The 13,007-nt window shown below is 55.4% G+C and carries 4 protein-coding genes, 2 tRNA genes and 4 rRNA genes; 3 read left to right on the top strand and 7 right to left on the bottom strand.

The features are described from left to right. Positions 1–80: 80 nt before the first annotated feature. Positions 81–1,609 (bottom strand): 16S ribosomal RNA (locus tag ACXZ1M_RS11785). A 290-nt stretch (positions 1,610–1,899) separates the two neighbouring features. Here ACXZ1M_RS11785 and ACXZ1M_RS11790 point away from each other — a divergent pair. Together ACXZ1M_RS11790 and ACXZ1M_RS11795 are read left to right on the top strand one after the other, a co-directional pair. Continuing rightward, positions 1,900–3,264: a sodium-dependent transporter gene (locus ACXZ1M_RS11790; protein WP_459053343.1), complete on the top strand. Its 1,365-nt coding sequence runs from the start codon at positions 1,900–1,902 to the stop codon at positions 3,262–3,264. Between the two features lie 46 nt (positions 3,265–3,310). After that, entirely contained in the window at positions 3,311–4,522 is a 1,212-nt protein-coding gene (locus ACXZ1M_RS11795) for a sensor histidine kinase (RefSeq protein WP_459053344.1), read from the top strand. 3 nt (positions 4,523–4,525) lie between these two features. On the opposite strand, the gene ACXZ1M_RS11800 is transcribed toward ACXZ1M_RS11795, so the two are convergent. The 6 genes from ACXZ1M_RS11800 to ACXZ1M_RS11825 form a co-directional block, all read right to left on the bottom strand. Next, the gene (locus ACXZ1M_RS11800) at positions 4,526–5,917 is read right to left on the bottom strand and encodes a DUF4214 domain-containing protein (protein ID WP_459053345.1); all 1,392 of its coding nucleotides are present in this window, start codon (positions 5,915–5,917) and stop codon (positions 4,526–4,528) included. A gap of 100 nt (positions 5,918–6,017) precedes the next feature. Then, positions 6,018–6,130: ribosomal RNA gene (gene rrf, locus ACXZ1M_RS11805) — 5S ribosomal RNA — on the bottom strand. A 164-nt stretch (positions 6,131–6,294) separates the two neighbouring features. Beyond that, a 23S ribosomal RNA gene (locus ACXZ1M_RS11810) occupies positions 6,295–9,167 on the bottom strand. A gap of 201 nt (positions 9,168–9,368) precedes the next feature. Next, positions 9,369–9,444 (bottom strand) — tRNA-Ala (locus ACXZ1M_RS11815). 11 nt (positions 9,445–9,455) lie between these two features. Then, positions 9,456–9,532, bottom strand: a tRNA-Ile gene (locus ACXZ1M_RS11820). 80 nt (positions 9,533–9,612) lie between these two features. Beyond that, a 16S ribosomal RNA gene (locus tag ACXZ1M_RS11825) occupies positions 9,613–11,141 on the bottom strand. The 16S, 23S and 5S rRNA genes sit together here with 2 tRNA genes alongside, the layout of an rRNA operon. 375 nt (positions 11,142–11,516) lie before the next feature. Here ACXZ1M_RS11825 and ACXZ1M_RS11830 point away from each other — a divergent pair. Continuing rightward, entirely contained in the window at positions 11,517–12,992 is a 1,476-nt protein-coding gene (locus ACXZ1M_RS11830) for a B12-binding domain-containing radical SAM protein (protein WP_459053346.1), read from the top strand. Positions 12,993–13,007 lie beyond the last annotated feature (15 nt).

Consider the following 13,007-nt stretch of genomic DNA (forward strand, 5'->3'; position numbering starts at 1 on the left):
AATATTTGCTGTTCTCTATTCATTACAGTCGATAAGTGTGAGCGCTTGAAAGTGATTCCGAGGAACCCTGCAAACTCTAGAAAGGAGGTGATCCAGCCGCACCTTCCGATACGGCTACCTTGTTACGACTTCACCCCAGTCACGAATCCTACCGTGGTAAGCGCCCTCCTTGCGGTTAAGCTACCTACTTCTGGTAAAACCCGCTCCCATGGTGTGACGGGCGGTGTGTACAAGACCCGGGAACGTATTCACCGCGACATGCTGATCCGCGATTACTAGCGATTCCAACTTCATGCAGTCGAGTTGCAGACTACAATCCGGACTACGATACACTTTCTGGGATTAGCTCCCCCTCGCGGGTTGGCGGCCCTCTGTATGTACCATTGTATGACGTGTGAAGCCCTACCCATAAGGGCCATGAGGACTTGACGTCATCCCCACCTTCCTCCGGTTTGTCACCGGCAGTCTCATTAGAGTGCTCTTTCGTAGCAACTAATGACAAGGGTTGCGCTCGTTGCGGGACTTAACCCAACATCTCACGACACGAGCTGACGACAGCCATGCAGCACCTGTGTAATGGTTCCCTTTCGGGCACTCCCAAATCTCTCCGGAATTCCATCCATGTCAAGGGTAGGTAAGGTTTTTCGCGTTGCATCGAATTAATCCACATCATCCACCGCTTGTGCGGGTCCCCGTCAATTCCTTTGAGTTTTAATCTTGCGACCGTACTCCCCAGGCGGTCTACTTCACGCGTTAGCTGCGTTACCAAGTCAATTAAGACCCGACAACTAGTAGACATCGTTTAGGGCGTGGACTACCAGGGTATCTAATCCTGTTTGCTCCCCACGCTTTCGTGCATGAGCGTCAGTTTTGACCCAGGGGGCTGCCTTCGCCATCGGTGTTCCTCCACATATCTACGCATTTCACTGCTACACGTGGAATTCTACCCCCCTCTGCCAAACTCTAGCCTTGCAGTCTCCATTGCCATTCCCAGGTTGAGCCCGGGGATTTCACAACAGACTTACAAAACCGCCTGCGCACGCTTTACGCCCAGTAATTCCGATTAACGCTTGCACCCTACGTATTACCGCGGCTGCTGGCACGTAGTTAGCCGGTGCTTATTCTTCAGGTACCGTCATGAGCTGCGAGTATTATTCGCAACCTTTTCTTCCCTGACAAAAGAGCTTTACAACCCGAAGGCCTTCTTCACTCACGCGGCATTGCTGGATCAGGCTTGCGCCCATTGTCCAAAATTCCCCACTGCTGCCTCCCGTAGGAGTCTGGACCGTGTCTCAGTTCCAGTGTGGCTGGTCGTCCTCTCAGACCAGCTACTGATCGATGCCTTGGTAGGCTTTTACCCTACCAACTAGCTAATCAGATATCGGCCGCTCCAGGAGCACAAGGCCTTGCGGTCCCCTGCTTTCATCCTTGGATCGTATGCGGTATTAGCGTAACTTTCGCTACGTTATCCCCCACTCTTGGGTACGTTCCGATATATTACTCACCCGTTCGCCACTCGCCACCAGGTTGCCCCGTGCTGCCGTTCGACTTGCATGTGTAAGGCATGCCGCCAGCGTTCAATCTGAGCCAGGATCAAACTCTTTAGTTTAATCTCTGTTTTATCCCGCTTAGTTTTAACACCAACCGGGATGGTTCGCTCTTACTCAAAATACTGACAGTATTTCTACTGAATATTTATTGCTTGAGCATTTAATGCTTTTTGTTGCAGCATCAAACGCCCACATTTATCGACTGTAAATTTTTAAAGATCTTCTTCGTAGCTGCGAATCGTTGTGTCCTGCAGCGAAGAGATGAGATTATGCTGCACGGCATTCATTCCGTCAACCCTCTTTTTTCAACTGATACAATCGGCACCTCAAAAAACCACGGCAAAATGCTATGACTAATAAGACAATCGGCCGCAGCGGCTTCAGTTCCAGCTTCGGCGTATTGGCCGCAACACTAGGCTCCGCCGTGGGTCTGGGTAATATCTGGAAGTTCCCTTCGCTTACCGGCGCCAATGGCGGCGCCGGCTTTTTGCTGATTTATCTACTGGCGACTTTATTGATCGGCCTGCCGGTGATGATTGCGGAAATCACCATGGGCCGCGCCGCCAAGGCCAACCCCATCACCACGCTGCAAACCCTGGCGCCGAAAAAGAGCCTGCCGTGGTGGCTGGTTGGTGCGGCAGGCATGCTGGCCGCCTTCCTGATCCTGTCCTTCTATTCCGAGGTTGTCGCGTGGGTGTTCGCCTATGTATTCAAAGCCATCGGCGGCAGCATCCTCAGCAGCGATCGTCACGTGACCGAAAGCGCTTTCGGCGCGCTGATCGCCGATCCGCTGCAATCGCTGCTGTGGCAGTGGGGCGTGCTGGTCTTCATTGGCGGCATATTGCTGATGGGCGTGACCAAGGGCATTGAAGGCATCACCAAAAAACTGATGCCGGTGCTGTTCCTGCTGTTGCTGCTGCTGTGCGCGGTCAGCCTGACCTTGCCCAAGGTGGCGGAAGGGCTGGCCTTCCTGTTCAAGCCGGACTTCAGCAAGATTACTGCGGGCGTGATCCTGACCGCCATGGGCCTGGCCTTCTTCAAGCTTTCGTTGGGCATGGGCACCATGATGACCTACGGTTCCTACTTCCGCGACGACCAGAACATCCCCGCCACCACGATGCGCGTGATGCTGGCGGACCTGTTTGTCTCCATGCTGGCCGGTATCGCCATCTTCCCGGCGGTGTTCACGTTCGGCTTTGAACCGTCGGCCGGCCCGTCGCTGGTGTTCATCACCATTCCGGCCGTGTTCTCGCAAATCCCGGGCGGCCACCTGCTAATGATCGCCTTCTTTGTGCTCGCCTCCGTGGCCGCAACCGGCGCCATGCTGTCGATGATGGAAGTGCCGGTAGTGATCCTGCATGAGCGCATGGGCATGAGCCGCGCCAAGGCGACGCTGCTGACCATCGCGCTGCTGATGGTGCTCGGCTCGACTTGCGCGTTGACCAATAGCACGTTGGCCGGCTTCAAACTGTTCGGCATGAATATGTTCGACCTGTTCGACTTCGCTTCCTCCAATGTGCTGCTGCCATTGGGGGGCATTTTGCTAGCGTTGTTTGTCGGCTGGGTGTGGGGCCGTGACAACTTCCAGCGCGCGCTGTCCAACCAGGGAGCGCTATCCAACGCCACAGTGACGGGCGCGGTATTTTTCCTGCTGCGCTATGTGTCGCCGTTGCTGATCCTGGTGGTGATGCTGAAAGGCCTCGGCTTGTTCTGACCCCTGTTATATACTGCCCTGATAACAAAAAATCTCAGGGTGGGCGATGAACCAGAGCGAGGTGCCAGTCATTCCGATGCCGACGATCCTGATCGTCGACGATTCGCCGTCCTATCTGGCCGCGCTGCTGGACCGGCTGGAGCGGCACGGTTTTTTGATCGTGCTGGCGCAAACCGCCGCCGAAGGCTTGATGCGCGCCGCCTTCGCCGAGCCGGACCTGATCCTGCTCGATGTGGTGATGCCCGACATCGACGGCTTCGAAGCCTGCCGCCGCCTCAAGGCCGGCAAGAACACCAAGGATATCCCGGTCATCTTCATGACCGGCTTGACCGACCCCAAGCAGAAAGTCACCGGCTTCGACGCCGGCGGCGTCGACTACATCACCAAGCCGTTCCAGATCGAGGAAGTGCTGGCCCGCATCAACACCCACCTGTCGCTGCGCCGCGCCCACCGCGAACTGCAGGACATGATCGCCACGCTGGCCAAGGCGCGCGAGGACCTGGTGCGCAATGAAAAGCTGGCCGGACTCGGTGCGCTGGTGGCCGGCATCGCGCATGAACTCAATACGCCGATCGGCAACAGCCTGATGGCGGCCACCACCTTCGAAATGCAGACCGACGATATCGGCGCCCACATGGCCAGCGATGGCGGCATCACGCGCAAGGAGTTCGAACACTACATCGAGAACGCGCGACTGTCGGTGGATATCCTCAGCCGCAACCTGCACCGCGCGGCCGACATCGTCACCAACTTCAAGCAAGTGGCGGTGGACCAGACCAGCTCACAGCGACGCAGCTTTCTGCTGGCGGAGGTCATCGCCGGCAACCTGCTGACACTGCAGCCGACCATCAAGCGCACGCCGTTCGTCATCACCCAGCAGGTGCCGCAGGACTTGATGATGGAAAGCTACCCCGGCCCGCTGGGCCAGGTGGTGACCAACCTGATCAACAACGCCATCCTGCACGGCTACGAAGGACGCAGCGAAGGCCTGATCGCGGTGAGCGCGCAACTGTCGGCGCAAGGCTGGGTGACGCTGAGCGTGGAAGACCATGGCACCGGCATCGCGGGCGCCGACTTGCCGCGCATCTTCGATCCCTTCTTCACGACCAAGATGGGCGTGGGCGGTTCCGGTCTCGGCCTGAACATCGTGCACAACATCGTCACCGAAATTCTTGGCGGCCGCATCGACGTCAGCAGCGAAGTGGGTGGCGGCACCCGCTTCACGCTGACCTTGCCGATGTCGGCGCCGCTCAAATAACCCTTATTCCTGGGCCCAGACCGCCACCACGCCTTCGGTCGCCGGGCCTCTCAGCTTGCCCAGGTGCTGCACGATGAAATAGCCGTTGCTGCCATCCTTGCGCGTGTAGCGGTAAGCGGCGAACCCCAGCAGTTTGCCGGTACTCAGGTCCGGCAGCACCAGGCCGTTGAGCAATGCCGTCACGCTCACCGGATCGAACGTCATCACGCCCGAGCCCACCGGAAACACGCCGCTGCCGTCGGCTTCAAATTTGAACGACGCCAGGTGGCTCCCGCCGACGGCGCAATTCTCGCGATAGACGCTAAACTGCTGGCCGGCGATTTCGGCAGCGCTGGACAGGCGCGAAGCCGTGCGTGCGACCAGTACGTCGGTCGACTTGGTGGCGGCGCCGGATCCAGCATCCACAGGACTGCACAACATGCTCATGGAAGGCAGTCCATTGGACGACATCAGATGCGCGCTGGCCGTGACCGGCGCGCCATAGGTATAGCCGGTAGCGTCGTCGCGCGTCCAGTTGATGGTTTGCGGTTCGGCGCCATAGGTCAGGCTGCCGGAAGTGGCCAAGTAGGAAGGGAAGTCGCCCAGGCGGTAGCGATAGCCAGCCGCATACAAGGGCGTCTTCATGCTCTCCTGCTGATAGTGGTAACCCAGATAGCGTCGCACAACCAGATAGCCGGTGCTGCTTTCCAGCGTGGCGATGAACGCTTCCATTTCGGCGCGGAAGGCGCCCAGGTCGGTGGTGGCCTCAATGCCGCTGAACAGATCGCGCGCGCCGTCGTTGAAGCCGCCGGTAGCATAGGCCTGGGTCCTGACGCCGCCGTCGAGCAGCGATGTGAAGATCACCGCCGCCTGCGCTTTCCTGGCCAGGATCGGGACGTCGCTACCTTGCGCCGAACTCAGAATACTCAGCACCGCCTGCGCGCGGGTGATCTGGCCGCGATCGATCAAGCCGGCCCAGTAGTCGCGCCCGCCCTGCTCGGAATAACGGTTGAAGGCATTCTGATACACGGCATTGATGAAGGAGGCGTTGTTGCTGACGTAAAGATCCTGCGCTTCAACGCTGTTGACGTAGGTGTCGAGGATGGTCGTGACGTCGGGATCGACGCCGTAGCCGGCCACCCACTCGGGGAAAGTCAGCGGCAAATATTTTTCGCTGAAGATGGCGGTCCAGTAGGCCAGGCCGGCGGCATCGGCCGGACGGCCGAAGAATCCCATGTAGAGGTTTTGCGTCAGCTCGACATAGTCGGTGGCGGCGCGCGGCGCCACTGGGACCAGATCGGCGCTGCGCCCACCGAGCGGCTGGCGCGCTTCAGGTGCAGCGCCGGCACCGGTGTCGCTGCCGCCACAGGCGGCCAGCAATATGGACAGGGATGCGATAGGAAGCCAAGTCTTCATTGTGCCCTCCATTAAAAGGAAGCCAATGATACCTTTTTTGCAAGTATATGGGCGAAAAAAAACCCGCACAGAACGCTGAGCGGGTTTTTTAGTATAACTAGCTTGACGATAACCTACTTTCACACTGGTTGCAGCACTATCATCGGCGTAGAGTCGTTTCACGGTCCTGTTCGGGATGGGAAGGGGTGGGACCGACTTACTATGGTCATCAAGCTTTGACTTGTACAGGCTTCGCGTCTTTTTCCGCGCCGCCAAGAATCTGGAAGAAAGTATTATAAACGATTTATATCGTTTATGCAGTAATTGTTTTTGGTAATGAAGATGTTATCAACGAACGTCCAACGCACTTCTTATTTGATATAACCTGCTAAGGTTATAGGGACAAGCCTTACGGGCAATTAGTACTGGTTAGCTTAATGCATTACTGCACTTCCACACCCAGCCTATCAACGTCCTGGTCTCGAACGACCCTTCAAAGAGCTCAAGGCTCTGGGAAATCTCATCTCAAGGCAAGTTTCCCGCTTAGATGCTTTCAGCGGTTATCTCTTCCGAACTTAGCTACCCGGCAATGCCACTGGCGTGACAACCGGTACACCAGAGGTTCGTCCACTCCGGTCCTCTCGTACTAGGAGCAGCCCCCTTCAAATTTCCAACGCCCACGGCAGATAGGGACCAAACTGTCTCACGACGTTTTAAACCCAGCTCACGTACCACTTTAAATGGCGAACAGCCATACCCTTGGGACCGGCTACAGCCCCAGGATGTGATGAGCCGACATCGAGGTGCCAAACTCCCCCGTCGATATGAACTCTTGGGAGGAATCAGCCTGTTATCCCCAGAGTACCTTTTATCCGTTGAGCGATGGCCCTTCCATACAGAACCACCGGATCACTATGTCCTACTTTCGTACCTGCTCGACTTGTCGGTCTCGCAGTTAAGCACGCTTATGCCATTGCACTATCATCACGATGTCCGACCGTAATTAGCGTACCTTCGAACTCCTCCGTTACACTTTAGGAGGAGACCGCCCCAGTCAAACTGCCTACCATGCACTGTCCCCGATCCGGATAACGGACCAAGGTTAGAACCTCAAACAAACCAGGGTGGTATTTCAAGGTTGGCTCCACGCAGACTGGCGTCCACGCTTCAAAGCCTCCCACCTATCCTACACAGATTGGTTCAAAGTCCAATGCAAAGCTACAGTAAAGGTTCATGGGGTCTTTCCGTCTAGCCGCGGGTAGATTGCATCATCACAAACATTTCAACTTCGCTGAGTCTCGGGAGGAGACAGTGTGGCCATCGTTACGCCATTCGTGCAGGTCGGAACTTACCCGACAAGGAATTTCGCTACCTTAGGACCGTTATAGTTACGGCCGCCGTTTACTGGGACTTCAATCAAGAGCTTGCACCCCATCATTTAATCTTCCAGCACCGGGCAGGCGTCACACCCTATACGTCCACTTTCGTGTTTGCAGAGTGCTGTGTTTTTATTAAACAGTCGCAGCCACCATTTTATTGCAACCTTTTCGCCCTATCACAGTAAAGTGACCAAGCTACCGAGGCGTACCTTTTCCCGAAGTTACGGTACCAATTTGCCGAGTTCCTTCTCCCGAGTTCTCTCAAGCGCCTTAGAATACTCATCTCGCCCACCTGTGTCGGTTTGCGGTACGGTCTCGTATGACTGAAGCTTAGAGGCTTTTCTTGGAACCACTTCCGATTGCTACGTGTACAAGTACACTCGTCCCACTCCCTTGAATTACGTGCCCGGATTTGCCTAAGCACCTTCTATGAAGCAGAAACTGACTATTCCAACAGTCAGACAACCTTCCGCGATCCGTCCCCCCATCGCATCATACGACGGTGCAGGAATATTAACCTGCTTCCCATCAGCTACGCATCTCTGCCTCGCCTTAGGGGCCGACTCACCCTGCTCCGATGAACGTTGAACAGGAAACCTTGGGCTTACGGCGTGGGGGCTTTTCACCCCCATTATCGCTACTCATGTCAGCATTCGCACTTCTGATACCTCCAGCATCCTTTACAAGACACCTTCGCAGGCTTACAGAACGCTCTCCTACCATATGCTTACGCATATCCGCAGCTTCGGTGACTGGCTTAGCCCCGTTACATCTTCCGCGCAGGACGACTCGATCAGTGAGCTATTACGCTTTCTTTAAATGATGGCTGCTTCTAAGCCAACATCCTGACTGTTTTAGCCTTCCCACTTCGTTTTCCACTTAGCCAATCTTTGGGACCTTAGCTGGCGGTCTGGGTTGTTTCCCTCTTGACGCCGGACGTTAGCACCCGACGTCTGTCTCCCAAGCTCGCACTCATCGGTATTCGGAGTTTGCAATGGTTTGGTAAGTCGCGATGACCCCCTAGCCATAACAGTGCTCTACCCCCGATGGTGATACTTGAGGCACTACCTAAATAGTTTTCGGAGAGAACCAGCTATTTCCAAGTTTGTTTAGCCTTTCACCCCTACCCACAGCTCATCCCCTAATTTTTCAACATTAGTGGGTTCGGACCTCCAGTGCGTGTTACCGCACCTTCATCCTGGCCATGAGTAGATCACTTGGTTTCGGGTCTACACCCAGCGACTATCGCCCTGTTCGGACTCGATTTCTCTACGGCTTCCCTATTCGGTTAACCTTGCCACTGAATGTAAGTCGCTGACCCATTATACAAAAGGTACGCAGTCACCCCACGAAGAGGCTCCTACTGTTTGTATGCACACGGTTTCAGGATCTATTTCACTCCCCTCCCGGGGTTCTTTTCGCCTTTCCCTCACGGTACTGGTTCACTATCGGTCGATTACGAGTATTTAGCCTTGGAGGATGGTCCCCCCATATTCAGACAGGATTTCTCGTGTCCCGCCCTACTTGTCGCACGCTTAGTACCACCGGTCTGATTTCATGTACGGGGCTATCACCCGCTATGGCTGCCATTTCCAGAGCATTCCATTATCAGTCCGACTATCACGTGCAGGCTCTTCCCATTTCGCTCGCCACTACTTTGGGAATCTCGGTTGATTTCTTTTCCTGCAGCTACTTAGATGTTTCAGTTCGCCGCGTTCGCTTCGTACACCTATGTATTCAGTGTACGATGACCTAAAAGGCCGGGTTTCCCCATTCGGAAATCTGCGGATCAAAGCTTGTTTGCTAGCTCCCCGCAGCTTATCGCAAGCTACTACGTCCTTCATCGCCTGTAATCGCCAAGGCATCCACCATGTGCACTTATTCACTTGTCCCTATAACGTTAGCCCCTTGCGACTAAACAAAGGAGCAGTTATAGAAATAAGAAGTATTACATTGAATGTTTGTTGATACATACAATCATTACCCACCCACACAGTTCCCCGTGTGGGTCATAACAATTACTTTACTTCTTCCAGATTGTTAAAGAACGAGAACTGCTCTTACCTAAGCATCTGTGCTTACGTAAAAACAGGTGGTGGAGGATGACGGGATCGAACCGACGACCCCCTGCTTGCAAAGCAGGTGCTCTCCCAGCTGAGCTAATCCCCCATTGGTGCAACTGGTAGGGCTGGTTGGACTCGAACCAACGACCCCCGCGTTATCAACACGGTGCTCTAACCAGCTGAGCTACAGCCCCAATATTTGCTGTTCTCTATTCATTACAGTCGATAAGTGTGAGCGCTTGAAAGTGATTCCGAGGAACCCTGCAAACTCTAGAAAGGAGGTGATCCAGCCGCACCTTCCGATACGGCTACCTTGTTACGACTTCACCCCAGTCACGAATCCTACCGTGGTAAGCGCCCTCCTTGCGGTTAAGCTACCTACTTCTGGTAAAACCCGCTCCCATGGTGTGACGGGCGGTGTGTACAAGACCCGGGAACGTATTCACCGCGACATGCTGATCCGCGATTACTAGCGATTCCAACTTCATGCAGTCGAGTTGCAGACTACAATCCGGACTACGATACACTTTCTGGGATTAGCTCCCCCTCGCGGGTTGGCGGCCCTCTGTATGTACCATTGTATGACGTGTGAAGCCCTACCCATAAGGGCCATGAGGACTTGACGTCATCCCCACCTTCCTCCGGTTTGTCACCGGCAGTCTCATTAGAGTGCTCTTTCGTAGCAACTAATGACAAGGGTTGCGCTCGTTGCGGGACTTAACCCAACATCTCACGACACGAGCTGACGACAGCCATGCAGCACCTGTGTAATGGTTCCCTTTCGGGCACTTCCAAATCTCTCCGGAATTCCATCCATGTCAAGGGTAGGTAAGGTTTTTCGCGTTGCATCGAATTAATCCACATCATCCACCGCTTGTGCGGGTCCCCGTCAATTCCTTTGAGTTTTAATCTTGCGACCGTACTCCCCAGGCGGTCTACTTCACGCGTTAGCTGCGTTACCAAGTCAATTAAGACCCGACAACTAGTAGACATCGTTTAGGGCGTGGACTACCAGGGTATCTAATCCTGTTTGCTCCCCACGCTTTCGTGCATGAGCGTCAGTTTTGACCCAGGGGGCTGCCTTCGCCATCGGTGTTCCTCCACATATCTACGCATTTCACTGCTACACGTGGAATTCTACCCCCCTCTGCCAAACTCTAGCCTTGCAGTCTCCATTGCCATTCCCAGGTTGAGCCCGGGGATTTCACAACAGACTTACAAAACCGCCTGCGCACGCTTTACGCCCAGTAATTCCGATTAACGCTTGCACCCTACGTATTACCGCGGCTGCTGGCACGTAGTTAGCCGGTGCTTATTCTTCAGGTACCGTCATGAGCCACGGGTATTATCCGTAACCTTTTCTTCCCTGACAAAAGAGCTTTACAACCCGAAGGCCTTCTTCACTCACGCGGCATTGCTGGATCAGGCTTGCGCCCATTGTCCAAAATTCCCCACTGCTGCCTCCCGTAGGAGTCTGGACCGTGTCTCAGTTCCAGTGTGGCTGGTCGTCCTCTCAGACCAGCTACTGATCGATGCCTTGGTAGGCTTTTACCCTACCAACTAGCTAATCAGATATCGGCCGCTCCAGGAGCACAAGGCCCGAAGGTCCCCTGCTTTCATCCTTGGATCGTATGCGGTATTAGCGTAACTTTCGCTACGTTATCCCCCACTCTTGGGTACGTTCCGATATATTACTCACCCGTTCGCCACTCGCCGCCAGGTTGCCCCGCGCTGCCGTTCGACTTGCATGTGTAAGGCATGCCGCCAGCGTTCAATCTGAGCCAGGATCAAACTCTTTAGTTTAATCTCTGTTTTATCCCGCTTAGTTTTAACACCAACCGGGATGGTTCGCTCTTACTCAAAATACTGACAGTATTTCTACTGAATATTTATTGCTTGAGCATTTAATGCTTTTTGTTGCAGCATCAAACGCCCACATTTATCGACTGTAAATTTTTAAAGATCATCATTCTGTTTCGTGCCCCACTGCGTGGAGCACCTAACTGAAGAAGCGTTTTGTTCATCAGCGAAGAGGCAAGATTATGAGGCGTTTCGTACATTCCGTCAAGCTCTACTTCTCTTCTTTTTTCCCGCTTCACTCTGCATTTGCATGCATTGTTCTGCGAGGGGGCGAACTATAGCAAGGGCAAGCGCGTCTGGCAAGGGTAAAATACGCGAATGTCTATCTTACTTACTACGCTTAACGCCCGCTACACCCACGCTTCGCTGGGATTGCGCTATTTGCTCGCCAATATGGGCGAGCTGCAGGAGCAAACGCACCTGCAGGAATTCGTCATCGGCGCCAAGGCGACCGAGATTGTTGAACGCATCCTGTCGTATGCACCGAAGATCGTCGGCTTCGGCATCTATATATGGAACGTCGACGAAACCACCAAGGTCGTGGCCATGCTCAAGCGCGTTGCGCCGCAGGTGGTGGTGGTGCTGGGCGGCCCGGAAGTCTCGCACGAAACCAACGAGCAGGAGATCGTCAAGCTGGCCGACTATGTGATTACCGGCTGGGGCGATGTGACCTTCCCCAAGCTGTGCGGCGAAATCCTGAATGGCCCCAAGCCGCTGATGAAGGTGCACGCCGGCGTGCAGCCGCCGATGGCGGAGATCAAGCTGCCCTACTCTATATATAGCGACGACGATATCAAGAACCGCACCCTATATGTGGAGGCCTCGCGCGGCTGCCCGTTCAAGTGCGAGTTCTGCCTGTCGGCGCTGGACAAGACGGCTTGGCCGTTCGCGCTCGATAGCTTCCTGGGCGAGATGGAGTCGCTGTACCAGCGCGGCGCGCGCCTGTTCAAGTTTGTCGACCGCACCTTCAACCTGAATATCAAGACCAGCTTGAAGATCATGCAGTTCTTCCTCGATAAGCTGGAGGCCAACCCGGACGATCCTGTGTATGCCCACTTCGAGCTGGTGCCCGACCATCTGCCGGATGCGCTGAAGGAAGGCATCGCCAAGTTCCCGCCCGGCGCGCTGCAGTTCGAGATCGGCATCCAGAGCTTCAACCCGGCGGTGCAGACGCTGGTGAGCCGCAAGCAGGACAACCAGAAGGCGGCCGACAATATCCGCTGGCTCACCAAGCAGTCGCACGCGCACATGCACGTGGATTTGATCGCCGGCCTGCCCGGCGAGACGGTGGAGAGTTTTGCCGAAGGCTTCAACAAGCTGTGGGCGCTGGAGCCGCACGAGATCCAGTTCGGGATTTTGAAGCGTTTGCGCGGCACGCCGATCATCCGCCACACGCAGGAATTCGGCATGGTGTACGACCCGTATGCGCCGTACACCATCCTGGCCAACAAGGACATCGACTTCAGCACCATGCAGCGCCTGGTGCGGTTTGCGCGCTACTGGGACCTGGTGGCGAACTCCGGCCGCTTCGGCCATACGCTGCCGGTGCTGCTGGGCGACGCGCCGTTCCAGCGCTTTATGGCGTTTTCGGATTGGCTGTATGCGAACACCGATGCGACCCACCGCATTGCGCTGGAGCGCCTGGTGGCGATGGTGACGCGCTATCTGCAGGCGCAGGGCATGGACAAAGCGGAAGCCGAGGCGCTGCTGGCCAGCGACTACAGCGGCGGCGCCAAGCCCAAACCAGCCGAGACGCCGGCGCCGAAGCGGCAGGCACGCCGCCTGGCCGCCTGACCCCCATCCCTCTTA

The sequence above is a fragment of the Duganella paludis genome (assembly GCF_054461335.1).